Annotated in this window: 14 protein-coding genes; 8 read left to right on the top strand and 6 right to left on the bottom strand. The window is 57.7% G+C overall.

Going from position 1 to position 26,094, the window contains the following annotated elements:
- The first annotated feature begins 256 nt into the window (after window positions 1-256).
- Complete coding sequence (gene mvaT / locus ICA16_RS06835; RefSeq protein ID WP_007933316.1) at window positions 257-634, top strand: histone-like nucleoid-structuring protein MvaT; 378 nt, start codon at window positions 257-259, stop codon at window positions 632-634.
- A 97-nt stretch (window positions 635-731) separates the two neighbouring features.
- Here the strand turns inward: mvaT and sbcB are convergent, their stop codons facing one another.
- Window positions 732-2,162 carry an exodeoxyribonuclease I gene (gene sbcB, locus ICA16_RS06830; protein ID WP_150616171.1) on the bottom strand — a complete coding sequence of 477 codons (1,431 nt, stop codon included), beginning with the start codon at window positions 2,160-2,162 and terminating at the stop codon, window positions 732-734.
- 181 nt (window positions 2,163-2,343) lie between these two features.
- On the opposite strand from sbcB, the gene ICA16_RS06825 reads away from it, so the two are divergent.
- The 6 genes from ICA16_RS06825 to ICA16_RS06800 all read left to right on the top strand — a co-directional run bounded on the left by ICA16_RS06825 (window position 2,344) and on the right by ICA16_RS06800 (window position 9,182).
- On the top strand, window positions 2,344-3,069 hold the full coding sequence (locus ICA16_RS06825) for an RDD family protein (protein WP_210554152.1): 726 nt from the start codon (window positions 2,344-2,346) through the stop codon (window positions 3,067-3,069).
- Entirely contained in the window at window positions 3,066-4,043 is a 978-nt protein-coding gene (locus ICA16_RS06820; protein WP_210700283.1) for a stage II sporulation protein M, read from the top strand. Before ICA16_RS06825 ends, ICA16_RS06820 begins: the two co-directional genes overlap by 4 nt.
- On the top strand, window positions 4,030-5,577 hold the full coding sequence (locus tag ICA16_RS06815; protein ID WP_210700282.1) for a DUF4129 domain-containing protein: 1,548 nt from the start codon (window positions 4,030-4,032) through the stop codon (window positions 5,575-5,577). The genes ICA16_RS06820 and ICA16_RS06815 overlap by 14 nt, the downstream gene beginning before the upstream one ends.
- Window positions 5,574-6,737 (top strand): DUF4350 domain-containing protein, encoded by a 1,164-nt coding sequence (locus tag ICA16_RS06810; protein WP_210700281.1) that lies wholly within the window; start codon window positions 5,574-5,576, stop codon window positions 6,735-6,737. Before ICA16_RS06815 ends, ICA16_RS06810 begins: the two co-directional genes overlap by 4 nt.
- Complete coding sequence (locus tag ICA16_RS06805) at window positions 6,734-7,735, top strand: AAA family ATPase (protein WP_210700280.1); 1,002 nt, start codon at window positions 6,734-6,736, stop codon at window positions 7,733-7,735. Before ICA16_RS06810 ends, ICA16_RS06805 begins: the two co-directional genes overlap by 4 nt.
- A 115-nt stretch (window positions 7,736-7,850) precedes the next feature.
- Window positions 7,851-9,182 carry a DUF58 domain-containing protein gene (locus ICA16_RS06800; protein ID WP_210700279.1) on the top strand — a complete coding sequence of 444 codons (1,332 nt, stop codon included), beginning with the start codon at window positions 7,851-7,853 and terminating at the stop codon, window positions 9,180-9,182.
- Between the two features lie 195 nt (window positions 9,183-9,377).
- Here the strand turns inward: ICA16_RS06800 and ICA16_RS06795 are convergent, their stop codons facing one another.
- From ICA16_RS06795 to ICA16_RS06775, 5 genes are all read right to left on the bottom strand, one after another.
- Entirely contained in the window at window positions 9,378-10,355 is a 978-nt protein-coding gene (locus tag ICA16_RS06795; RefSeq protein ID WP_210700278.1) for a hypothetical protein, read from the bottom strand.
- A gap of 67 nt (window positions 10,356-10,422) precedes the next feature.
- Window positions 10,423-14,160: a hypothetical protein gene (locus tag ICA16_RS06790; RefSeq protein WP_210700277.1), complete on the bottom strand. Its 3,738-nt coding sequence runs from the start codon at window positions 14,158-14,160 to the stop codon at window positions 10,423-10,425.
- On the bottom strand, window positions 14,153-18,226 hold the full coding sequence (locus ICA16_RS06785; RefSeq protein ID WP_210554159.1) for a Tc toxin subunit A-related protein: 4,074 nt from the start codon (window positions 18,224-18,226) through the stop codon (window positions 14,153-14,155). Before ICA16_RS06785 ends, ICA16_RS06790 begins: the two co-directional genes overlap by 8 nt.
- A gap of 50 nt (window positions 18,227-18,276) precedes the next feature.
- Window positions 18,277-21,972 (bottom strand): Tc toxin subunit A, encoded by a 3,696-nt coding sequence (locus tag ICA16_RS06780; protein ID WP_210700276.1) that lies wholly within the window; start codon window positions 21,970-21,972, stop codon window positions 18,277-18,279.
- 140 nt (window positions 21,973-22,112) lie between these two features.
- Entirely contained in the window at window positions 22,113-25,208 is a 3,096-nt protein-coding gene (locus ICA16_RS06775; RefSeq protein ID WP_210700275.1) for a hypothetical protein, read from the bottom strand.
- A gap of 457 nt (window positions 25,209-25,665) precedes the next feature.
- Here ICA16_RS06775 and ICA16_RS06770 point away from each other — a divergent pair, with 457 nt between their 5' ends.
- Window positions 25,666-26,043 (top strand): DUF6124 family protein, encoded by a 378-nt coding sequence (locus tag ICA16_RS06770; RefSeq protein ID WP_150601676.1) that lies wholly within the window; start codon window positions 25,666-25,668, stop codon window positions 26,041-26,043.
- Window positions 26,044-26,094 lie beyond the last annotated feature (51 nt).

The raw sequence follows: 26,094 nt of genomic DNA, 5'->3' as shown, positions 1-26,094 counted from the left end.
GCGTCCGGCCCCGCAGCAGGGCTTTTTTTGACGGGCCCACCGTCAACTTGACGACAAATCAATGACTCCTTTTGTGCAGGGCACTGTGAATATCTGTGATGACTGCATCACACTATTTAACTGAACATTCAATTCGCTGCTAATTCTTGTAACTCATTTAAATAAAAAACCCGGTTAAATGTTTACTTGATGAAACAGCCTGACTATTATTGCGCCACTGTCCCCTGCAATTCAGCACTCTACTAAGGTAGTAATCATGTCCTTGATCAACGAATATCGCGCCACCGAAGAAGCAATCAAAGAGCTGCAAGCCCGTTTGAAGAACCTGTCGCAAGACGACAAACTGCAAACCGAGCTGGAATTCGAAGGCAAACTGCGCACCCTGATGGGCGAATACTCCAAATCCCTGCGTGACATCATCGCGCTGCTGGATCCGGAATCGAAAACCAAAGCACCACGCGGCGGCGCAGTAAAAACTACCGGCACCAAGCGTGCTCGCAAAGTTAAACAATACAAAAACCCGCACAACGGCGAAGTCATCGAAACCAAAGGTGGCAACCACAAAACTCTGAAAGAGTGGAAAGCCAAGTGGGGCGGTGACGTGGTTGAAGGCTGGGCTACCCTGCTGGGCTAAGCCGCAACGCCTTCGCAGAGCGATCCGCGAAAAAAGAAACGCCAGCGAATGCTGGCGTTTTTTTATGCCTGGAATTTGCTCCCGGGCATGTTCGATTTCAAAGATTCAAACGTTTGCGTAATGCCTGGACATAATTCTGCCATTCATTGAGCACCTCTTTCTGCATCGGTGTCGCACTTAGCAACCATTGCTCTGCGGCCTGCGTAAAAGATTTCAAGGTATTGGGTGCACCCCATTCAGGCTCGGACAAACGCTGCCGAGAGAATATTTGCCAGCGCGCCTGCTCTTCAGGATTCAACGTCTCTGGAAAGTTGCGTGCTCGATATCGAAAAAGTAATTCAGGCAAACGTTCATCATCGAAAGGCCATTGCTCTTGCGCCAATTGAGCAGGATCAGCCGCTCTGACTTGCTCACATAGACGCCGGTCGCGGTCACCGATAAATCCATCGTACAACTGTTGTTCCGGATCCTCGCTCGGGGTGAAATCTTCACTGGCATAAATCGCCGCAACTTTATCTTTCAAAACTTGTTGTGCGTCAGTTAGTCGCAGCGTTCGTTCCTGATAAAGCGCCATGTCCAGACCCAGCCTTTGCTGATCCTGGGCACGCAATACCGTCAGCGGTGCCACCACCGGGCAACGGTTTATGTGAATCAGCTTGAGCGGTACCGGCAACTCGCCTTCCAGCAAATCATCACGGCGGGTGTACAGGCGCTGGCGCAGGGTTTGCGCATCCAGATCGAGCAAGCCCTGCGGATCGAGGTGCAAGTCGCAGACGATCAAGGCGTTGCGGTTTTTCGGGTGCCAGGCCAGCGGCAGCACCACACCGACATAACTGCGCGCCGCGGAGAAGCGTCCGCTGATATGCACCATCGGCTGAAGCAGGCGAATCTGATCCATGACTTTTTGCTTGCTGCGCATCTGAAACAGCCAGTCGTACAGCTTTGGCTGCTTTTCACGGATCAACCGCGCCAGCGCGATGGTTGCGCGCACGTCCGACAACGCTTCGTGGGCATGCCCGTGATCAATGTTGTTGGCGGCTGTCAGACGCTCGAGCTTGAGGGTCACCCGCCCCTCGTCATCGGTCGGCCAGACCAGCCCGTCCGGACGCAAGGCATACGCGGCACGCACCACGTCGATCAAGTCCCAGCGACTGTTGCCGCCCTGCCATTCGCGCGCGTACGGGTCGAAGAAATTGCGATACAAACTGTAGCGCGTCATCTCGTCGTCGAAACGCAAGGTGTTGTAACCCGCGCCACACGTGCCGGGCGCGGCCAGTTGCGCGTGTACCCGGGTCATGAAATCGGCTTCGCTCAAACCCTTTTCGGCGAGCTGGCTCGGGGTAATGCCAGTGATCGCGCACGCAGCCGGGTGCGGCAGGATGTCTTCGCTGGGCTGGCAGTAGAGATTGACCGGCTCGTCGATTTCGTTGAGCTCGTGGTCGGTGCGAATCCCGGCAACCTGCAGCGGCCGGTCGCAACGGGGATTGATGCCGGTGGTTTCGTAGTCGTACCAGAAGATGGAAGTCACGGGCGGTTCCTGAACTGAAGATCGACAAAGTCTAGGCGTTCAACCGCGCTCGCGGCCAGCCTCGCGTCATTGAACCACCGGGCGACACACGATGTGCAATACATAGTTATGTCGTTTTCCCCCGAGAGGCTGCTAGCATCGGCCCCACTTGCATCCCGAACAGGCGAACATCAGGAAGCCCATGCTCGAGCCCACAGCACCGCCAAGGAAAGCACCGCTGGCCCCGCCACTGGATACGCGGCACCAGGTCGAAACGCCGGAGGGTATCGACTTGCCGTTGCGTCCGGCCGGGTTGATGGTGCGGGCCATCGCATTCGCGATCGATCTGGGGATTCGTGGCTTGATCATGGGCGTGCTGTTTATCGTGCTGGCGTTGCTCGGCAGACTCGGCATGGGCCTTGGCTCGCTGCTGTTGTTTGCGATCAGTTGGTGGTACATGGTGCTGTTCGAAGTGCTGCGTCAGGGACGCTCGCCGGGTAAACAATGGATGGGGTTGCGGGTGGTGCACGACGACGGCACCCCCATCGGCTGGTCGGCCTCCTTGCTGCGCAACCTGCTGCGCTTTGTCGACCTGCTGCCGTTCGGCTACTTCCTCGGCGCTATCAGTTGCCTGCAACACCCGACCTTCAAACGTCTGGGCGATATCGCCGCCGGCACGCTGGTGGTGTACAGCGAACGCCCGCTGACCCGCCCGCAATTACCCGACGCCGAACCCCGCCGTGCGCCTGTGCCGCTCACCCTGAGCGAGCAACGTGCCGTGCTCGGGTTTGCGGAACGCCAAGGTGAACTGACACCCGCACGGGTCAATGAACTGGCCGGTTTGCTGGCCCAGCCGCTGCATATTTCCGCCCCCAAAGCCGTCGCCGAACTCAACGGGATCGCTCGCGGTTTGTTGGGCCCGGCATGAAGCAAAGTCTTTTCGAAAGTCGCCACAAGGCCGAATGGGAGCGCTTTGCGCTGGCCCTTGAACGCTTCGAACGGGGCAAGGAAACCTCGCAAGTGGCGGGTTTTCCCAAGGCTTATCGACGCCTTTGCCAACACCTGGCGCTGGCGCAGGAACGCGGCTACAGCAGTTTTCTCATCGACTCTCTGCAACAACAGGTGCTGCGCGGCCATCAACAACTTTACCGGCATCGCAGTCGACTGGGCGCCAACCTGATCGGCTTCATCCTCGCCGACTTCCCCCGACTGGTGCGCAGCGAATGGCCCTTCGTGCTGGTTGCCGGCCTGCTGTTTTTTGGCAGCCTGATCGGCGTCGGCGTGCTGGTCTACGTTTTCCCCGAGTTGGTTTACAACCTCATCCCCGCCGATCAAGTGCGTGAAATGCAAGGCATGTATGACCCGGTGGCCGGCCACCTCGGGCGCCCGGCCGAGCGGGCTGCCAGCGAAGACTGGATGATGTTCGGGTATTACGTGATGCACAACATCGGCATTGCCTTTCAGACGTTCGCCAGCGGTTTGCTGATGGGCGTGGGCAGCGCGTTTTTCCTGTTCTACAACGGTCTGGTGATCGGCGCTGTGGCCGGGCACCTGAGCGAAATCGGTTTCGGCCAGACCTTCTGGTCATTCGTCATCGCTCATGGCGCTTTTGAACTGACGGCAATCGCCCTGGCCGGCGCCGCGGGGCTGGAACTGGGCTGGGCATTGATTGCACCGGGGCGCCTGACCCGCGCCGAAGCGTTGAAACGCGCCGCACGCAAGAGCGTGTTGCTGATCTGTGGGGTCATGCTGTTCTTGCTGATCGCAGCGTTCATCGAAGCGTACTGGTCGTCGAAAACCAGCGTCACGCCGCTCACCAAATACCTGGTCGGCGCCGGTCTGTGGATATTGGTCGCGATCTATTTGCTGTTCGCCGGAAGGACCCGTCATGCGCCTGAGTGACGCCACCGTGGTGATCCGCCCGCGCAGCACTTGGGAAGCCATGGATCTGGGCGTGCTCATGAGCCAGCAACACCGGCGCCTGTTGATGACCAGTTGGGCAATCGTCACCCTGCCGCTGTTCGCCTTGTTGAGCGTGTTGCTATGGGACTCGCCGTCACTGGCGGTGTTTATCTTCTGGTGGCTGAAGCCGGCCTACGAACGCCTGCCGCTGTACATACTGTCCAAAGCCCTGTTCGGCGAAACCCCGACGCTCAAGCAGGCCCTGCGCGAGTGGCCGCGGCTGCTCAAGCCGCAATTGCTGGCCAGCCTGACTTGGCGACGGTTGAGTTTCAGCCGCAGTTTCCTGATGCCCGTGGTGCAACTCGAAGGCCTGGACGGCAGTGCACGGCAACAACGTCTGCAAGTGCTGCTGCAACGTAACGCCGGCGCCGCGCAGTGGCTGACCATCATCGGCGTGCATCTGGAAACGGCGCTGTGGATCGGCCTGTTGGTGCTGTTCTACCTGCTGTTGCCGCAGCAGATTGAAACCGATTGGGACTGGCAGTCACTGATTCTCGCGGCGGATAACGACTGGCGCTGGCTGGAGCATCTGACCAATGTCTTTTATGCGCTGGTGCTAGTGGTGTGGGAGCCAATCTACGTGGCCTGCGGGTTCAGCCTCTATCTGAACCGGCGCACGCAACTGGAAGCGTGGGACATTGAACTGGTGTTCCGGCGCTTGCGCCAACGGCTGAACAGCAGCGTGCTCGGCGTGTTGTTGGCGGTGTGCCTGTTGCTGCCGAATGTTCAATCGATCTGGGCTGCCGAGCCCGTTGATGCACCTGACGCTCCACGTCTGTTGAATCAGCCACTGACCAGTCAGGCATCACGCGACAGCATCAAGGCACTGCTCGAACAACCGCCCTTCAAGAACCCGGAATCCGTCACCCGTTACCGCTTTGGCGATGACCCGGCAAACACTGCCAAAGAAGAACAACCCGGTGAAGCCCCACAGTGGCTCAAAACCCTGCTGGGTTGGCTGGATGGCCAGCACTTCAACGCCTTGGCCACCATCATCGAAGTATTGCTGTGGGGCACATTGATCGCTGCGCTTGGTTGGCTGATCTGGCGCTATCGCGATTTTCTGCAAGCGTTCGTCAGCCGCCGTCCGGCCCTGCCCGCCCGGGCAAAACGGCCCGCGCCGCAGCAAGCCTTCGGCCTGGATCTGAACCGCGACACCTTGCCCGACGATATCGCCGCCCACGCCGAACAACTCTGGCAGAGTCAGCCACGCGCGGCCCTGAGCCTGCTCTATCGGGGATTGCTCAGCCACTTGCTCCACGACTTTGATCTGACCCTGAAAGCCGCCGACACCGAAAATCAGGTGCTGGCGCGGGTCGAACAACTCCAGCGTCCGGAGCTGCTTGCGTTCAGCCGCACCCTGACCACCCATTGGCAGAACATGGCCTACGGGCATCGCGTACCGGCGGTGCACCTGCAACAGGAATTGTGCGATGGCTGGCGCGCGTTATTCGGCCATGGAGCGTCCCGTTGACTCGGCGCACGCTGTGGTGGGTCGGCGCATTGATCATCGCGCTGCTGAGTGCGCTGGGGGTTTTTCTCTTCCTTGCCGCCAAGCCTTATCAGGAACAGATCGATCACGGCCCATCGCCCGCCGCACAGGCCAATCCCTATCTGGCGGCGGAAATGTTCTTGCGTGAGCGCGGCATCAACGTCAGCCATGCCGAAAGCCTTGCGGTGCTGCCGGATATCGAACCGCACGGGCACACCCTGCTGCTGTTCAACGACCGCTCTCGAATGACTCCGCGTCAGGTCGATCAAGTATTGAACTGGACGCGGGCTGGCGGACGGCTGGTGTTCGTTGCCGAATCGTTGTGGGATGAACAGGCAAAACAAAGCAACGACCTGTTGCTGGATCGGGTGCAACTGCATCAATCACTGAGCAAGGATCTGAAGGATTCGCCCGCCGATCAAGAGAAGGATCCGTACCCGAAATTGACCAGGTTGTATCTGGAGGACGAAGACGCCCCGGCCTACGCCGGGTTCGACACCGACTTCCACCTCGACGACCCGAAGAATCTTGCGCAAGCCTGGGCCAACAGCGCCAAGGCTACGCACATGATGCAACTGGCCTACAGCCTCGGTTCGATCACAGTGGTCACCGATGCCGAGCTGTGGAAAACCACGGCGATCGCCCAGTACGACAACGCCTGGCTGCTCTGGTATCTGAGCGCCGACACCGACGTCACGCTGATCTACAACACCGAGCACGATGGCTTGCTGACGCTGCTCTGGCGCTATTTTCCGCAAGCCATCGTCGCTCTGCTTGCGCTGATCGGTTTGTGGCTCTGGCAGGCCGGCGTGCGCCATGGCCCGCTTCAGGCGCCAGCCCCGAATGGCCGCCGGCAGTTGCAGGAACACTTGCGCGCCAGTGCCGATTTCATGCTTCGGCACAACGGTCAGCAAGCGCTGTTGCAGGCTCTGCAACAAGACGTATTACGCCGCGCCCGTCGCCGCCATCCCGGTTTTGATCAATTGAACGTTGCCGAACAATGGCTGGCGTTGTCGCGCCTGACCCGACAACCCACCCGCGCCATCAGCCAGGCCTTGAGCCCGGTGCCGAACCGGCGGATGTCCAGCGCCGATTTCTGCCGCCAGGTCGCCCACCTGCAAACCTTGAGGAACACGCTATGACTGAACAGATCGAGCCCGGCAGCGCCAGCCACGCCGCCCAGCAACGCCAGCGCGCCAGTCAACTGGCGCAAGCGGTGCGCAGCGAATTGCGCAAAGCGATAATCGGCCAGGACGCAGTCATCGACGACGTGCTGACGGCGTTGATCGCTGGCGGCCACGTGCTGCTCGAAGGCGTTCCCGGACTGGGCAAGACCTTGCTGGTGCGGGCGTTGGCGCGTTGCTTTGGCGGCGAATTCGCACGCATTCAATTCACTCCCGACCTGATGCCCAGCGACGTCACCGGCCACGCCGTGTACGACCTGCACACCGAGCAATTCAAGCTGCGCAAAGGCCCGTTGTTCACCAATCTGCTGCTGGCCGACGAGATCAACCGCGCCCCGGCGAAAACCCAGGCAGCGCTGCTCGAAGCGATGCAGGAGCGCCAGGTCACTCTGGAGGGCCGCGCCCTGCCGATCGCTCAGCCATTTATGGTTTTGGCGACGCAGAACCCGATCGAACAGGAAGGCACATACCCACTGCCGGAAGCCGAACTCGACCGCTTCATGCTCAAGGTGCGCATGGACTACCCCGATGCGGAACAGGAACTGAACATGGTGCGTCAGGTCAGTCGTTCGACCCGCGCCGACATGCTTGATGTACAGCCGTTGCGCACCGTGCTGCAAGCCAAGGACGTGCAGGCCTTGCAGCGCATTGCCAGTGATTTGCCGCTGGACGATCAGGTGCTCGATTACGCCGTACGTCTGGCGCGCGGCACCCGCACCTGGCCGGGCCTGACCCTCGGTGCCGGGCCACGCGCCTCGATTGCACTGGTACGTTGCGCCCGCGCCCGGGCCTTGTTACGCGGCGGTGAGTTCGTGATTCCGGATGACATCAAGGGCTGCGCGCTGGCGGTGTTGCGCCATCGCGTGCGCATTGCCCCGGAGCTGGACATCGAAGGCCTGCAAGTCGATCAGGTGCTGCAACAACTGCTCGATCAGATTCCGGCGCCGCGCCTGTGACACTCCTGAAAAGGTCAAAAGATCGCAGCCTTCGGCAGCTCCTACATCGAGCGCATTCCTCTGTAGGAGCTGCCGAAGGCTGCGATCTTTTCTGCAGACAACATGGTGTCAGATCATGAAACCCTCAAAACTATTGTTGAGTTGGGTCGCCGTGCTGCTGGCCATCGGCATCGTGCTCGGCACTTTGCAGGCCTTGCAGATCGAGCTCCCGACCAGTCTGCTGTCGATCAACTGGGGGTTGCTGCTGGCACTGCTGGCGCTGGCGATGCTCGACGCGTTGCGCCTCAAGCGTTTGCCCACCGTGCGGATCACGCGACAGATGCCCGGCAGCCTCGCATTAGGACGTTGGGGAGAGGTGCAGCTCAAGGTTGAACATGATTTTGCCGAGCCATTGAACATTCAGATTTTCGACCATGTGCCCGATGGCCTGAGTTTCGAAAACCTGCCGCTAAATGTTGCGCTGCAACCCGGTCAGCACAGCCAGATCAGCTATCGCCTGCGCCCGCTCAAACGCGGACACTTCAGCTTTGAGCACTGCGAAATCAGTCTGCCAAGTCCGCTGGGTTTATGGTCGGGCAAACGCCTGCTCAGCGTTATCGACAGCACCCGGGTTTACCCGGATTTCGCGCGACTCTACGGCGGCCAATTACTGGCGGTGGACAACTGGCTCAGCCAGCTCGGGGTGCGTCAACGGCAACGTCGCGGCCAAGGGCTGGAGTTTCACCAGTTACGTGAATTCCGCGAAGGCGACAGCTTGCGTCAAATCGACTGGAAAGCCACCGCCCGCCAACGCACACCGATTGCCCGCGAATATCAGGACGAACGCGATCAGCAGATCATTTTCATGCTCGACTGTGGACGACGCATGCGCAGTCAGGACGATGAGTTGTCGCACTTTGATCACGCGCTCAATGCCTGCCTGTTGCTCAGTTACGTCGCCCTGCGCCAGGGCGATGCAGTGGGTTTAAGTACCTTCGCCAGTGATCAACCGCGCTACGTCGCGCCGGTGAAAGGCAACGGCCAACTCAACGTACTGCTCAATAGCGTCTATGACCTCGACAGCACGCAACGCCCTGCCGATTACCAAGCCGCCATCAACCAACTATCGGCCCGACAAAAACGCCGGGCACTGGTGGTGCTGGTCACCAATTTGCGCGATGACGACGATGAAGAACTGCTGAACGCGGTCAAGCGCCTGAGCAAGCAACACCGAGTGCTGGTGGCGAGCCTGCGCGAGGACACACTCGACACCTTGCGTAAGGCGCCAGTGCAAACGCTACCCGAGGCATTGGCCTATTGCGGCACCGTGAGCTATTTGAACGAACGGGCAGAAGTGCATGAGCGGTTGAGTGCTCATGAAATCCAGCTTCTGGATTCCCGGCCCTTTGAACTAGGGGTTGGGTTAGTGTCACGGTATCTGGCATTAAAAAAGGCTGGAGATTTATAGGCGGTGAGAAAAACACCTTATCTCAGTGAAAAGGTGTTTATTGCCTAGCACCCCGACAGGCCGCGTCAAACGAGAGTTCCGTCATATCGGTTGTGAATTTCCAGCCGCCCCCCGACTGATGAAGCGATATAGCAGCCTCTCCATAGAATTGGCGCTTTGAAATAAACTCAGCATCAAGCACGGCGTATTCTTTAACTATACTTCCACCCCGTCATAGCGATTAAAAACAGATAATCCAACACTCGCGCCATCACGATTACTCACCTGAGCTTCGCCATTCGAGTTTGCGCTCAAGTAACTGACGTGGCCATTTCTGACTAACTTTACCTGAACACCGTCAGCGGGCTCATTCAAAAAAACGGACGTAGCACGAATATGATGCGAAAACCATATTTCGGCTGGATATGCCCAATGCTCCTCCTGCCAACGCTCAACCTTCACAAGGTTATGGGCCATCGACATTGCTAATGGCGATGTCACCAGTCCCGATTCGACCAACGTCAATTGCAAGGAGAAATCCCCTGAACGGGCACTGTTGAGACAATCCAGTTCCCACGTTTTCCCCTCCAGCGTCAGCAGTTCCTCTTCGCCAAGGGCAGGTGTAATCACCACTCCGATATTTGCATCAGGCTCCCTTTCCCACACTAGCTTTATAGGCTTATTCAGCAATTTGCTTGAAGGTGTGGGTCGAACGGTGAATGTGTGCTTTGCACCAAGACATGGAAAAGCTCTACCTGCGAAGGCAACATCAAACTCGTCAAATTTTACCTCCAGTTCCTGCGCCAGATTCAGTATCGTTCCCGGCACTGGTGGTGACACCGGCAGGTCAACAATTAAAGGAATGGAAAATTCCAATCCAAAAGTACCGCTTGGTGCGCCATCCGTTTTGATAGTCCAACTCAAAGAAGTGGGTCCTTCGGTCATGTCACGCGTCTTCCCCAGCGGAGGATCGAATACCAGACCGTGCCCCTCTTTACCATACTGATACTGCATAGCAATAAGGGCGGCCGGCTCGTCGATCAGCCAACTGTATTCATAGTCCAGGGTCAGTGTGCATTCGTCGCTCTCCGATAAATTCAGCGCCAGGTCAGGCCACTTCACTCGCTGACCATTTACATAGGGTGTGAACTCTTGCAACCAAGTACGCGAGTTAGGCACCTCATGAGCTTTCATACTTATGACTCCTTCTACACACGTTAAAGTACGCCAATCAAACACAGGCATACGCTCTTCCAATCAATTAAATATCAGTTGCCACCAATTCGAATTCGAGAGATTGAACTTGCCATCCGGCAAGTCCACCTTTTATGGAGGCTTTGAGCCAGGCACGTTTTATACCGGGCAATCTGAACTCGACCCGGGCATTACCGTTGGCGTCTGTTGTGGTTGGAGAAAGAATTCTGTCGGGGTATTCCCATTCGACTTCGACGTCCTGCAGAGGCTCGCCGGTAAGGGCTGACACGACATTGACGACAGCGCTAACCCGCTCTCCCAGATGACCACTGGGCTTGGGACTGGTGAAAGAGTGAATTTCCCGAGGTTGATTGAGGAAAAACTGCAACGAAAGCGACTCCGAGTACAAAGCATCGCCAACAGTAGCGGTCAACTCAAACACCCCCGGTGTAACGGGAACAAAGTGAGTCCTCGCGACACCATAAAAATCGCTGGTCGTCGTGACTTCCCCAAGGTCGGAACTGCGCCAGGTCACGGTCATGCCCATCATGGGATTACCGGTAACCGAAGAGACTACCGTGATCTGCTCAAACACCTCGTCACCCCAGAACAAGGTATGGTTGACCCTCTGACGCTCGGCAATCTTTACCAGCTGCGAGCCTTCACCCAGGGACATCGCGTTTACCGGGGACAGGTTCGCCAGTCGATTGGAGGCGAAGCACAAGCCGAAGCTGCCATCGTTAGTGCTATTGACCACAAATTGATAATGGAACCCCTCGCTGAATGACATGGGCTTGCCGAGTCCTGGGTCAAGGAAGCGTATGCCGAGTTGCGCAGGCCCAGTGCCCGTCATGCCCAGCGCAAGCTGGTGGTTGCACAGCTCGCTGTCTTCCTTCGCCGTCAGCCTGAACGCGTAAGTGCCTTTACGCCGCGGGAAGTAGGTTTTTTCACCCCACGGCTGTTCCGGTTGATCTTCAAAACACACCATAAGATCGTCCCACGGATCACTCGCCAGCGCTTTGACCCGTAACTCGCCCGAGTCTGCGTACTTATCGAAGTGGCTGTCTACCGATGCGATCACCGAATGCTCGCCGGCAGTTTTCGGCGCGAAGGGGAATCTGCTCCAGCCGTCATCATCGGTCGGCTCGATGCCACCGTCGGCGCCGTCCGACCATTTCACCTTGACTTGCCCCACCGGTTGGTCGGTGAACTGCGAAAAGATCCGTGCCCACAACCACACCGGTTCCTGGTCAACGACCGGATCCACAGCCGATTCGAGCAGGGTCTGAATCCTGACTTTGTTGTGAAACAGCTCCATCGGTTTGGCGACAGCTTCAATGCCCAGTTCAGGCAAGACAAGGGTCAGTTCGAATCGCCCCCGTTGCTCGCTGTTGGAGAAATTTAGCGTCCAGACCACGCCCCCATCGTCCAAGGTTCGAGCAACATCCAGCGCCGGCTCAATCGTTGCTCCCAGCTCCTCGGCGGTATCTCCCGTCCATTTCACTTCGGTCTTCAGGCCCACCAACGGACTCAGAGCGTTAGGCAGGATTTTGAAATGGTGAATGGCACCCAGACACGGATAAAGCAATTCTTCGTTTAACTGCGCCCGAACCTGATCGAGCATCAGTTGCACTTCCTTGTTCAGATTCGCCGCCAGCAACCTACCGGGCAGCGCTCGAACTGTCGCCTCTCCATTAAGGCGCAACTCCAGATCGAACAAACTGCTGATACTGTTATTTGCCGCAGAATCCAGCGTCCACTCCGCTCCTGTTTCCCGGATAACCTGCCATTGTCCGGGGTCAGAGGGAGTCAACCCGATGCCCGGGTCACCGCCACGCCAATTCAGACTGATGTATTTGCCGATCCAGGGGCTGTTGACCACTGGCTCGACCTTCAGGGTATGTGTCTGCCCATGCAGGCAGAGCACCCCCACCGTTTTCAGATCGACTGTCTCGCCGTCGAGCAATATCCGCACATGACTTTTCCAGGGACTGGTCGCAATGGCGTGGAAGGTGAAGTTTCGTTCGATCGGGACCGCCTCGGAATGCGCCTTGATGCTGGCCGTGACGACAACCTCGCCTGCGGTTTTCGGCGTGTACAACAAGCTCGACCAGCCATCGGCACCGGTCACGCTCTCAATGACCTCACCTTCAGGTGTTCGCCAGTCCACCAGCGCATTAATGACCGGGGCGCCATCGCCCAGAGAGGTGTCATACAACACCTGCAACCGCAGCAGCACACTTTCGTCTTCGTCCACTATCGGCGACTTGTTGGCCTCTCGCACCTCGCCGATTTTGACCCGGTTGCGCGCCAGCGACATTGGTTTGGCCGGCGAGGGTTCCAACAGTTTCGAGCAGCGCAGTGTCAGCTTGAACCGACCGTCGAGTTGATCTTTACTGGTCAGCGTCCACACCAGATCGTCAGTTGTCACGGGCACCGGAGTCTCCAGCGCCGGGCTGACCTCAACGCCGAGCTGGTCGGCAAGATCACCGCTCCAGTGCAACGAAAGTTCGGTATTCACCAAGGGACTGTCCGCAGCAAATCGCAGTTGAACCGGATGGTCGCTACCCCGGTTCGGATAACCTTGCGCCTCCCAGGCCGTCAACTTGCCATCCACAACGGCCCTTAAATCTGGCCACGGATCTGTCTCCAGTACCTTGACCTGAAAATCTCGGGTAACCACACCAATCTCGTAATAGGGGCTGGCAACCGAAGCGGTCGCGACAAAATCGCCGGCAGCCGTTGGTCGATAGATGTAGCCACTCCAGCCGCTATCGTCAGTGACCGCCGTGTCTGTCTCGTCCTGTCCTTCAACCGACCAGGTGACTGTCTGGCCAGCCATCGGCTGACCGGTGTAATACGACACCACTCGCACCCCCAGCCCTACACTCTGCGCGTACTCCAGCACCGGGTAATGGGCAGCTACTCGCTCATCCACCAATTTGAGACGGTGATGCCCCAGCGACACGGGGATGACATAAGGGTCGGCGGTGTATCGGTTACGCAGGATCAACTGGAACTCATCGCGTTGCTGATCGTTGATCATGGGGCTGTCGATCAGCCATGGTGATTCCACTGGCTGATTAACTCCCCAGCCTGGCGTGACAGTCACCGCCTCCAGCGGATTACCGTCAACGTTCAGCGAAGCGTCGCTGCCCAGCCAGATATTTTCAGCTTCAGGTACGAATCTCAGTTCATGCGGGCTGCCAGCTTCTTTCGTGCCCAAACACAGGTATAACAGCTCGCCTGGTGGCAGCACCTGGTCATCGAGTTGCATCTTTTGCAGCGTTAACGGCATCAGATGCAGCAGCATTTTGACGCGGGTAATGCGGATATGCGACTGCCTGTCCGAAGGGGCATTCTTCGGACTGATGATCTCGAGGGTCAGCTCATCACCCTGAGCAACCGACACCAGCTCCTGATTGTATTCATCCGGCAGGAAGTCCAGCGGCTCCTCGCTTGTCGAAGATGAAGAAACGGATACCTGGCGGTTCGAGCCAGAGGGTTTGAGCTCGATAGCGAGCAACTCTTGCGTCCCTCTGAAGACGCGCATCCAGCCTGACTGGTTATGTCGCACTTCACAGAGAAAGCTCAACCGATATCGCGCATTGAGGCCTGGGTCCATGGGGATTTTGATAATCTGCCGAACCCATCCACCGTTTGAAGCCTCCAGAAGATTAACCCGCTCCGATTCGTACCAATCCACTGAAGTGCCGATCAGCCCCCGCATCTCCCAGTGCTTCAGATTGGTGAAGTCCCCATTCAGCACCAGACTTTCATTCGCTTGAATAACGGGCTCATCCATGATTGCGCGCTCCTTTGCCCAGCTTGTCTGGTTCGGGTTTTTCAATGGCGGTGACCAGATCCATTACCTTGCTGACAAACGTCGCATCGCCGGATTTGGCCCTGAAGTTGATGACCAGGATGATGTCGGTAAGCGTTCCCATCACGTCCGACTGCGGTGATTTGGAAGGCCACGGGAAGCTCAGTTTCCATTTGGATACGGCGCCGGTGTTTTCGAACGGGTTGAGCAGGCCTTCATCGGGTTTCATCGCCGTCATACCGTTGTCGGCGATGCCCGACGACAAGGCAATCTGCTGGCCGCTGCGCAAATTGAACAGCACATCGGAAGGCGCTACTCCTTGCGGATTGTGCAGGTACTGCACCGATTGCGTGGTGGCCCGGGTTGCCGTCATGCTGCTGAACTGCACCAGCGTGGCTTTCACATCCTCGTAGGGGCCAAGCAGAACCGGCAAATTGACTTCAACCGAACTGATCTGGCGGCAGAAATGCCCCGGATAATCGCGGTCATAGAGTAACTGCGGCAGGCTGAACTCCAGCGAGCCTGTGCGCCGCAACTGCTTAAGTGCGTCTGCCCAGTCGCTGGCACTTTTCTGCGGATCGACCGTGTCGTCGAAGAGCTTGCGCAGAGACACCGTTTTCGTCAGTTCCAACCGTCGCTCAAAGCGTTGCAGATATTCGCGTTCCATCTGCAGCAAATACCCACGCAGGTGCTCGCCCGCCGTGAAACCATGGCGCTGGTCAAGCCATACCTTGGGCATAGGGATTTGCTTATCGTAATCACCGGTTTCAGCATTCATCGAGTTCTGGGCGGTCAGGCACAGACTGATGACCGCGTCGTAAGCCTGGTAATGCAAAGCCTTGAGCTGGCCGAGCATCCAGCCGAACAGCTCCGCGTTGGTCGCACGTTTTTTCAGGTAGTTGTAGATCGTCAACGCCTGGCCATTGGCACGCAGGGTTTGCGCCAGGCTGGTTCGGGCAGCGGTGACAGCATGACGTTGCGCCTCGATCTGCGCATCGATGGCATCGACTTCCAGCAACGCCTGGTCGCGCTGCAGTTGCCAATCATCACGGCGTCGACGATAGGCTTCGGTGGTTGCCTGCTTGTCGGCGTCCAATTGCGCCACCGACGAAGCAACGCCCAATCCGAAACTGACGGCCTCAAGCGCCCGATCCACGCGATGCCCGCCATTGGCAAGACCTAGGATATTTGGCAGAGCAGCCAGCGCCGCCGCCGCAGGCTGGATGCTTGAAGACGCCAGCGAGAGCATTTTGGACAAGTACAGGCTGCTCAAGACTTCGTATTCGACTGCCGATACGTTTTGGTCATAATGCTGTGCGTACGTCTCAGCGCGTTGCAGCGCCACTGCACGACTCTGCTCGAGTGCCGTCACGCTGGCTTCCAGTTGCGCAATGGACTGTTCCTGCACGGTTTTGGCGTAATCGCCCAATTCCACCAGATGGGTTTGCTGCAATACTTCCTGCTCGGCGTTATCACGCAGTTGGAGCATGCTCAGCACCTTGCTACCGAGCTCCTCCAGTACCTGCGATGAGCGCAATGCCACTTCGTGGCTCAAGCGCCAGTGAAACGCATTAACCACTAGCGTTCCGCCCATCGACCGCGGGCCAGCAGCACCGCCGGCAGCCAGGTCACGCAGCAACTGGTTCGGATCGGTAGGTGGGCTGAACAGCGGGATGTCCAGCGGTTTGCCGTCAATGGTGAGGTTGTTGCGCAGGTTGTGCAGACGTTGCTCAGGCGCCGCAAACAGATCCAGCAATGGTTGATTGATCGGCGCCTTGAACGGCCCGCAGGCCAGCATGCCCAGCATAGGCGCCGCGTCGGAGCCGGACGGAACATCGGCCAGGCTGAAGTTCAGCGTCTGTTCAAACGCTTCAAGCTCTGGACGGCTTTTGCATTCCTCCAGCAATTCGCCAACCGTCTTGGTCTGCCAGCGCGAAACCGTGAGGGCGGTGGGTGCCTTGCCCATCAGGAATCCTGCCTGCACGTAGCAGAGCTTGGCCGCCACAAGGCTGTCGCGGGTCAGTTGCCGGTAAAGCCCGTTCCCTTGTTCCATCAGATTTATTACGTAATCGCAGAAAATCCGGATCTTGAAGTGTTCCGGTTTCGAATAGCCGATAGCGTCCGGGTCGATGGGTGCCAAGGCTTCACAGCCCGGATTACCCTGGTTTTTGGCCAGCGGCCGGCAGCGCCAGTAAAGCGGTTTGCCATTGATGTCGGACTCATCCGCGGCCGCCTGTGGGTCGAACACGTAATGCAGCCAGTTCTGCGAATCGGCAAAGCGCTCTTCGTTGCGCAGGAGCGTGGCCACCAAATGCGGCAAATGGAAAAACAGCTCCCAGAAAAACAGCCCGTTGGCCCCGTCGAACGCTCCGTTGATTTCCTTGAAAGCCGGGTCAGCAGCCGGCGGCGGTTCAGTTTTGAACTGAGTGCTCCAGTCCAGAACTGCATCCACGCCAATATTGGAAAGCTGCACCAGTTCCGGGCCGAACAGTGAGTTCAGGCGGGTGTGCCGCAGATACGGCGCCGGCAGGTTGAAGGAAAGAAACTGCGCCGCGTCAGTGCTGTTTTTCAGCAGTGTTGGCGGCGTGAAGTCCGAAAGATTGGCAATCGTCAGCTTGAACTCTCGACCGCCAAACCCGGCCGTTTGCGTGACGAGTTTGAACGCGGTGGGCTGCGGCCATGAGCCTTTACTGCGACTCAACGTCAGCGGTTCGGTTGTCCAGCCACCGACGGGGGAAAGGTCAACGTTCAGTTCGCGATCGTCCACCGTTTTGTTCACCAACCCCATTGCAAAAGGAAGCGATTGCGGGGCGTCGGGCAACCCTGTCGGCTCGCACAAACCGATCACTGTCACCACGTCCCTGCCGCCGAGACGCACAGCCGTGGCTTGCAAACTCAGGAAAGGTGACATGGACCCCTCAGGGTTGCCCGCGCTAGTCATCGTTACCTGATTGCTCAATGAATGCTGAACAGTTTCCGCCGTGGCAAATCGCTCCCTTGCCGCATCCAGCCAAGTGCCGGCGTCAATTGTGTCGGGGCGCATCAACACATCGAAAATCTTTTGCACCCTCAGATCATCCGGTGTTTGATCCGCCGTGATCAGAATCCCCAGCTTGCCTTTGGACGCTGGGCTCTCCATCAGCACCGAGGCAATCAAGCGAAAGTTCACCGGTTCAGCAGCAGTATCGAAATCGGCACTGTAAATATCCAGCGGTGCCGACCACTGACCACTCTGTGTCATGAACGCCAGGTGGACTTCCAGCCTGGCCGGTATGAACTCCTTCGGATCTTTGCCGCTTACTTTGTCGCGCCATTGCGCCCAGACCAGACACAAGCGACCGTTCCAGAACACCGGGCGCATATCCAGCACCCGATTGGCCGGCTGAATGTCCACCGCTTGCCATTCACTCCAGGCTGCCGGATTGACGCCAACGCAGGTGGGCGTGAGCTCGATCCCGGCCTTGCGCCAGTAGTATTGGAACGGCTGCACGCGCTGGCGTCCGACAAAGTAGTAATCGGCCAGGTCAGGCGTGGCACCGTCCATGTAGCAACTGAGGACGTCCAGATCACAGGTCTGCTCGAAAGTATGCAAATACCCCTGCAACGCAGACTGCACCGAATCGTTATTGAGGCGGCTCTGGTTGAGGTCGTTTTCAAGGTTCTTGAACAGGCTGGACTTGCGTTGCCGAACAAAGGGGTTGATGTAGTTTTCCGGGTAGATCGAAATCAACTGCACCGCCGCCCAGTCCGGGTAGTTGTTGTATAGCTGCCATTGGGCCAATTCATGTGGGGGGAATTGGTGCGTGGCAAAACCGGGCTCCAGCTTGCGATACACCGCATGTATATATTGCTGCACACAACTGGTCGCCTCGGCCACCCAGGAGTTCTGCACCGCAAACGTGTCCAGCGGATCCGTGCGCAAGAGTTCGAACAAATCGGCGGCTGACTTCACAAAGTCAAATGCCGGCTTATTGACTTGACCGATGCTGTACTCAAGCAGTGCATAACGACGCTTTTCCATCAGAACGCCAATGTCACTCAGTGCCATGATCCTTGCTCCTTGGGGAAACCGAGACAAATGCTTGTTGAGGTAACCGCTCACTCCGACATCGGCTCGCCATCGAACGTAATAGGGAGGAACACGGCGGTCTGTTCACTGCCGTGGCCAAGCACACTGAACACGAAGGTTCCGCCAGTGAAACTGGAAACGAAAACCCGTGTGAGCCCTTCCTGATTGGTGAACCCCTGCGAAGGCCGGACAATCGCAACAGGTAGTTTGACTACGTCGACGGGTTCGACGAACCAGTCCACCAGCATCTCCCGGCCGAGGTTTCCATACTTGTCCATCATCGTGGCGTAGAGCTCGACCTCCTCCCCGATTGGCACCACCTCCGATGGCACGGGGGATCTGTAGAAGAGCGGGAACTCCATGCTGGTGGCCTCGGAAATGATGTTGATGGTCGGGGCGTATTCGGGGTCGAACAGATCGAGCCAGTACTTCGGCGTCTCGGCCCCCATCGTCGTGCCGGGCGTGTACACGGCCTTCAACGTGCCTCTGGCGTCGGTCATGCCGTTCTCGACAGTGCCCAGCCTGGCTTCCCAGTAAACAGTGACACCCTCCAGTGCCTGCCCTGTGGAGTTCTTGATCGTCATCGTGAAAGTGGCTTTTTCGCCGGGTTTCCTGGCAATCACCTCCGTGCGATCGACAACACACGTTGTAGTGACCAGCTGTTGCAGATCCCCCGCCATCTCGACACGCGACACTTGCTCACCGGTTTCGCTCAACAAGGCGCGCTCGGCTGCACTGGCATAAGCCTTTCTGGACGCGTCGTCGCCCACTGTCGCAGGCAAGGTACCGAGCAGGAAAATCGTCAGGGCATCCATGCCAGTCGTTGTGGACAGCACTCGGACCCGCATCAACAGATCCAGTTGTCTGAGGTTTTTGAGTATCGGCAGATCAGGGTCAATGCGCCTGACACACTCGCGAACTTCCTGCACGCTCCAGCCGAAAAGCTCGGCCAGCTTGATGGTCGACGCCTCGTGCGCCAGGGTTTTGGCATCAACCGAAAGGTTTGGCAGTGCATTGACCTGGCGCAGGTAGTCGAGGAGTTTCTGCTGTGGTAGTTCGCTGAGCGCAAAGGCGCGTTTGAACAGTGACAGGTAGTACAGCGTGTTCAGCGATATCGTGTATTTATCGGTCTGACCGAGCCAGGCCAGATGGCCGTAATCCAGATAGTCCTGCAACAACACAGCACTGAGTTCCAGCGTCGAAACCACCGCACTGCGCCGCCGCACATCGGCCAACAAATCGATCAACGGGTCGGTTTCATTCGTGCGCCTGCGCTCCCCGCCGTCATCCGTCAAAGCGATGCGCTGGAGCAACTGCTGCAACAAACGGAAAACCGTTGTGCCAGCCCAGTTGATGACCGGAATCGCCAGTTCCACTGCAACGCCGGCATAGACCGCCAGCGTTTCCTTTACCACCGACACCTGCGCGTCCCGGGCTTCCAGGAGCACATTGAGCATGCTGCCAACCAGCGCGTCACGTTGCGGGGTCCAGGTTGCGTCCAGCGCGTTATCGACCGCCCAGCCAAGCCGTTTACGCGCGAAGATCAGGTATTCGTCCGGCGTGCCGACAGGCGCCAGCACCAAGCCGCTGGCATCAACAATCGGTCCCAACGACTCGGACTTACCATCGGGCAGCGGCAGAGCGACGGTCTGCGTCAAAAAGTCCAGCCAGTCGGCGGCTCCCGCAGAAGGCAGGCCGGCCATCAACAAACCGGCATTGGAGAAAAGCGCGCTCGGGAGCAAATTGCGCAGTTGTTCGAAGAGTGCCAGATCGCGCTCTGACATCTCTCGCCCCGGTGAAAACTCAACCGCGTGCTGCACCACCCACAGCACCGGCAGCTCGCTTTGCTTACACCATCGCACGCAGGCATCCATGGCACTAATGAGCGTCAGCACATCGGGAGCGCCGTCGGCTGCAGATTTGATCAACGGCTGACCTGCAAAACCCTTGACCCAGTCGTCGCCGCCCAGCAACTGCAACAGCAGCACACCTTCGACCGGCGTTATGCGCAACAGCCGTGGCAACCACACCAATCGACAAAAACTCGAGATGATCGGCAGACTTCGGTGCAACGCATTGCCGGTAATCTTGTGTGCGCTGGCCACCGCTACCGCCAGATGCCGGTAAGTCTGCAGGTCGATCCGCAGGCCTGCACACAGTTGGCTGATCGTCAGGTCGTCCGCCCCCGGCTCCGGTATTACCGGGAACGTCCCGTTATCGAGCTTCATGGGCTGGCGATAGTCCGCTCGAGCGTTGAACACCTGATCAAACTGCGAAAGCGCTTCGCCGCGACCGTAAACCGACAGGTCATCGAGGAACACCGCAAAGTCTGCCGCGGTACAGGCGTAGCGTTCGCGCAAAACCTGGAACAACCCGAGTGCGTGCACGACGTTGTCCGAGATGAGCCATTTGTTGGCAACCCCGGAACTGGCCCGTGCCTCAGCACGCATCGCGGCCGCCAGCAAAGCGTCCACCTGATCGCTGGGCAGTTGCAGCCAGTTGTCCAGGCGCAACTTGCGGTTCATCCGGTCGAAGGTAACCCGTCCCTGTGCACGATCGGGCTCCACGGACAGTCGATTCAAAGGCGAAGACGTTGACGATGCATCGGTTTCGATAGATACGCCAGGGTGAATATTGGCATTGATATAAACCGAGCCGGATCGAGCGCTTTCAGCCCCCCCCGCCGTCTCCGAGTCATAGGTCACGTTGGGCGAGCGCATGGGGGCGAATGCCTGGACTGATAACAGGCTTTCGAGCATCAAAGTGTCGAGTTTTGTTTGCGTGGCGAAGTTTGGAACGTGGTGCAGATCCTTCCATTGCGCATCCGTTGCACCGAAGTTGACGCGATAGAATTCTGCCCATTCATTTTCTCCCTCAGCGCCGGTTGGCATAGCCTCCGTCAGCAACGCTCGCTGATAGGGGCCCAGGCGCGAAGCATGTGCCAAGGCCTGCCCGGGTCGGACAGCACTGGATCCGCTTGAAAAATAGGGGTAGGACAAGTCCACGCTGTCATGAAAGTCGCCCACCGACCGTTTGTTGAGCTGGGCGATGCCATCAATCGTCACCCAGTGCTGGTAATAAGGCAGGCCATTGGGGTATCGCGATGTGATCAAGGCTTGCTCAATGTCGATTTCCGGATTGTGTGCGGTGATATAGGCTTCCAATACCGCCGTGGTGATGCCCACCGAGGACACCGACTGGTACACCGCATTGAAATCGACCGACAACTTCTTCAAGTCGGTACGACGCACATGGAGCGGGAGCTGAGTCTGATCGCCCTCAGGCTCGATCTTTTCGATAACCCACCACAACAAATCGGTCAGGTACGCCACCGGTGAAATGCACGACTCGAGCGCGTCCGGAGGGCTCATTTTTTTAAATGCGGTTTTGAAAATGTCTTCGTATTTCGGGCCAGTGACCATCGACAACAGCCCTGAAGAGGGATCGCCCGGCGCACTTTGGTCAGTGACAAGGGTGTGCTCGATAAACTGGCGGCGCACATACGTGGCCATGCTGTTGGCCCGACGCAAAAACTGCTGCGCTGCCTCAGTGCTCAAGCCGTACTCCCTGGCGAGGCCTGGCACTCCCTTCTGCACCAGTGGAAAAATCGAACCGCCTTGCTCAAGGTATGTCTTGAGCTTCTGAAGAGAGATTTCCTGTGCCTGTTGATCTCCACTGAACAACTGCTCGTACAGTTGCACTGAGGGGCGGGTGCCTTGAGCCATGATCAGAATCCTTGAGTCGATAACCGGCCGCAGCAGCCTGACGATGGTGTCAGGCTGCAAAGTCTTGGTTAAGATTTGGCGCCGAATCGGGGCTAAGATCTACTGTCAGAACTGACAGGTTTTGTGACCGTTCGTCGGTTTTACAGATCGACTTTCGGTGTGACGGGCTCCACTTCGAAACGCGAGCTGACCACCCAGGCCGAATGTGGCCCCTCACTTCCTCCGGTCAGCGTCTGGCTGAACAGTGCCCATTGCCCCCCCTGGCGTAATGACTGCGCGGCCTGGCCTTGCCATTTGTTACCGGTGACGGCAACAGGCGCAAGCCACTTCTGGTCCGGGTCGAACCAGCTCACCACTTGCCCGACACCTGTGCGCCCCTGCCCTGCGAACAGCACCGGATTCTCCACCCGATGCCCTCCCGCCGGACTATTGAAGGAGGGAAGATACGTGCCCAGCAGCACTGGACATTGCGTGGCTTCAGATTCGAAATCATCTAGCGCCGCTGTTACTTCAAAGCTGTGCGCTCCCCCGGTCTGAGTGAGTGCAAGCTTTACCGACCAAGTGCGATCCGCCATGACTGCTGCACTGGCTTGTACGGCGCCGAGTTTCACGGTGACACTGTCACCCGGCACACCGAACCCGGAGACCACCACCCGTTGCCCGATGTGTTGGCCCGCAACAGGCGTCTCGACAAAAGGCGCAGCCGGAACGACGCTGTATTGCACAGCAGCCGAGTATTCCGACCAGTGGGTTTTTCCTTCTTCGATGAAGCTCTGCCGGGCCCGAAGGGTTTTGAGTCCAACCGCAAAGGTCACCTCACCCTCCCAATCACCGTCCCCGTTCACGACAATGTCCTTGAGTAGAGGCTCGGTGGCACCCACCTCCCAAACCTCGACCCACCCTCCGCGCCTGCCGCACCCTTTAATCTTTGCGGTGCGCGGCAGGTTGCCACCCTCTGTCGGCTGAGTGATCTGCGGCGCCAACACCACTACGTTGAAGTTGAGCCGATCACTGTTGGAGTCGCGATTTTTATGAGTCTGGCGTGCAATGACGCCGTAGGGCCTGATGCTCAGGTCTTTGAGAGTTATCTCCCAATCCCCATCCGCTTTCAGCAGTTGGGAGGCGGACAAATCCTTGTCGTACACCGCATCACGCACTTGTATCGTGGCGTCTTCCATACCGCCGGTGCCCTTGATCGTGACCTCGTGGCCGACGTTACTGCCTTCGGCCGGTAGCGTGATGACCGGTTTGATCATCGGTCTTGAAACCGTGAAGGATTTCGTCGCAGCAGGTGAGGTCTGGGTTGCCACGGTTTGCGTGACAGTGATCGTATAAAGCTTATCGGGCTCGAAAGCGATGGGCCGCCTGCAGATCCAGGTGCCTGCAGTCACCGTCGCTTTGTAAGTAACGGAGTCGTCGCTGAACCTGACATCCACCACGGCACCCGGCCAGCAGGTGCCGCGAAAGGTCGGCGACAGACCGTCATCGACTGGCACTTCAATCGTCGGCGCCAGCGGCGCGATGGTGACGGGATGCTTGACCCAATTAAGCGACTGATGCTCGTCCAGAAACTGCTTGATATGCACTTCCCGGTTGAGCGTCGGCCCCCACTGTTGACTGGCTTTGCTCTGCCATTCCCCATTGCGCACGACCACCTCGGGGGCAGCCTGACTAGCGCCGCCGGGGTTGAAAAGCTTCACGGTGGCACCGGTGAAACCCTTGCCGCGGAAGGTCGGCTGATAATCATCAGTGGAGCTCACGGCATACACGTCAGGGAGTGAATTGTTGACCTCGAAAGTGTATGGCAACGACTCGATCCAGCCGTTGGCATTGTCGGGGACCTTTTGCAGGACGCTTGCGCGGTGCTTGCCAAGGGCCAGACCTGTCGCCTTTACTTCCCACTCGCCCCCCTCTGCTACAACCGTCTGTGGCAGCGTGACCGGCCAACCGGAGATGGTGATCACGACCGTTGCACCGGGGTAGCCGATCCCGGAGAAGGTTATCGATTTGTCGATAATGTCGACTTTGACCTCGTCAATTTTGGCGGGGCGGATTTTGAAGGCACGAGGTGCACCACGTTCGGTTCTCTTGCCCGAGGCAATCTGCTCAACCGCTAATGAATGATTGCCTGGCTTGAGCGTGACCTGCACTTCCCAAATGCCGGCCGCTCCCACTGTTCCACTTCCGACCATTTGCGCATCAACGAATACCTCGACCCTGCTGTTTAAATCGCTGAGCCCGTTATTACCTTTAAGGGTAAAGGTTCGATCCTGAATTGAAGACCCGGCAGGTGCGGTTATGAGAGGAAGGCCCAGCACATGAAAGGTAACCGGTGGCGAGTAACCATGAGGCACGTCCGGAAACAGGTACTGTGCCTCAATCGTCAAGGACCCACTGGATAATGTCGCTCCCGTCTTCAGTGAAAGTTGCCAATTATCGGTTTGAAAGGTCTCGCGCTCGCTATATTCAACATAATGGTCCTGCGCATTAACCACGATGATGGAAGAGCCTGGCTGACAAGTACCGTTGAAAAGCAAATCCGCAGGAAAGATCACTGCATTATTTGAAGGCGACAAGATAGTTGCAGGTGGAAGAAGTATTACTTTCACGGGATCCGCATTATCGGATGTCACGTTTTTGAATGTCTGTCGACAAGTCAAAGTGTTCTCACCAAGCGTCATACCCTGAGATTCAATACTCCATTTACCATCGGGGCCGGCACTCTTCGTACCGTAAGAAGTTTGCGTGCCATTTTTGTACAGCGTCACTTGCGCATTTGGAACGGCACCGACTCCTTCAATGGTGGGGGTAAGTCCGAAAAATAGTCCGCGACTAGTGATCAATGGCTTCTGAACAGCGTAAAAACGGGCGGAGGCATGATCCGAGCCGTAACCAGTTGCTGTGTAGGCTGTCGTTAAACGACACTCGACTCCAGCAGCACTGCCTATTTCAACCTCATACCAATGGCCTGAATGTCTGCCGTGATACTCCCACTGATTGGGGACGGGAGGATTTTTAAGCGTAGCCCACCACTCTCCGTTCGCTGAGAAAGGAAATGTCATTTGAACCTTGAAGGGAAGTTTTTGCGCGGAGTCCGCAAATGAAGAGGGGAAAGTGGGAGCAGCCGGCCCCTTGGCGTCTTGCGATTCTTCGGAATTCAGCACCGCTCTCAGCTCAGGAGCAGCGGAGTGTGAGTTAGTGTCCCGTGCTCGCCTTTCGTCATCGTTATTATCCACAGCCGTTATCCTCTCAATGTCTGCCCTTCACTTTTTACATTGCTCCCACTCGCAATTCCTACCTGTAAAATCTGACAGTCCCGACCAACGGTAACTATTCCCACAACACAATCCGGCGGCGTCCTTCAGCTACAAAAACGCGGCTACGTTGCCTTGCGCCTTTGCCTACACATCCCTCAGAATCCGCCGGCTTGTGCGCTTTGCTGATGCCCCGTAACTTGGTCCGTGCCGCTGCCAATCAGTGGTCGGGTTTAGTCGCCCGGTAGGTATACGAAGGTGCATAAGCGTCATCAAGTCGGGTACTCCCTATCCCCGCACTCGATGGTGGCTGTGCGCAGGGCGCCCTCGGGCGCGCCGGTTTTTTCGTGTTCCTCCCGGTCGACTAACCTGCGTTCAGCCGCCACCCCCTTCGTTTAGTCGCGAGACGGTGGCAGCCCCATTAAAAGGAAACGCGATCATGTTCAAGGACACCCCAAATCCCCCCGAAACCGGCGACTCGGTTTCCCCCTACGAATCCGCCGATTCAAAAAAACTCCACGAGGCTGCCGAAAAAGCCCTCGACCATTACCTCAAACCCGCAGCGCCGCCCTCGCGCAATTCCGTGGATCGCGGCATGCAGATGTTCATGATCGCCCCCGATCTCAATCCCGAAGCCGTGGCCATTCAGACGTACGAGACGTTTTCGTCGGTGAACATTCTGTTGCTCGACCTGGCGGACAGCCTCGAAGACAAACCGCGGCATCTGGCGATGGCGATTTATCAGTTGAGCGAGATGGGGTTGTTGCTGGCGGAGAAGGCGCTGGATAACGAGCGGGCTATCAGTATTTCTGGCTGAAGATCAAAAGATCGCAGCCTGCGGCAGCTCCTACAGAATGAACATCAATCC

The organism is Pseudomonas anatoliensis, from assembly GCF_017976235.1.
Taxonomy (GTDB): Bacteria; Pseudomonadota; Gammaproteobacteria; order Pseudomonadales; family Pseudomonadaceae; genus Aquipseudomonas; species Aquipseudomonas anatoliensis.
This window is presented reverse-complemented; position numbering and strand designations above follow the sequence as displayed.

Coding starts and splice junctions, on each gene's coding strand:
- mvaT (WP_007933316.1), top strand. CDS start 257: ATGTCCTTGATCAACGAATATCGCGCCACCGAAGAAGCAATCAAAGAG.
- ICA16_RS06825 (WP_210554152.1), top strand. CDS start 2,344: ATGCTCGAGCCCACAGCACCGCCAAGGAAAGCACCGCTGGCCCCGCCA.
- ICA16_RS06820 (WP_210700283.1), top strand. CDS start 3,066: ATGAAGCAAAGTCTTTTCGAAAGTCGCCACAAGGCCGAATGGGAGCGC.
- ICA16_RS06815 (WP_210700282.1), top strand. CDS start 4,030: ATGCGCCTGAGTGACGCCACCGTGGTGATCCGCCCGCGCAGCACTTGG.
- ICA16_RS06805 (WP_210700280.1), top strand. CDS start 6,734: ATGACTGAACAGATCGAGCCCGGCAGCGCCAGCCACGCCGCCCAGCAA.
- ICA16_RS06800 (WP_210700279.1), top strand. CDS start 7,851: ATGAAACCCTCAAAACTATTGTTGAGTTGGGTCGCCGTGCTGCTGGCC.
- ICA16_RS06795 (WP_210700278.1), bottom strand. CDS start 10,355: ATGAAAGCTCATGAGGTGCCTAACTCGCGTACTTGGTTGCAAGAGTTC.
- ICA16_RS06790 (WP_210700277.1), bottom strand. CDS start 14,160: ATGGATGAGCCCGTTATTCAAGCGAATGAAAGTCTGGTGCTGAATGGG.
- ICA16_RS06785 (WP_210554159.1), bottom strand. CDS start 18,226: ATGGCACTGAGTGACATTGGCGTTCTGATGGAAAAGCGTCGTTATGCA.
- ICA16_RS06780 (WP_210700276.1), bottom strand. CDS start 21,972: ATGGCTCAAGGCACCCGCCCCTCAGTGCAACTGTACGAGCAGTTGTTC.
- ICA16_RS06770 (WP_150601676.1), top strand. CDS start 25,666: ATGTTCAAGGACACCCCAAATCCCCCCGAAACCGGCGACTCGGTTTCC.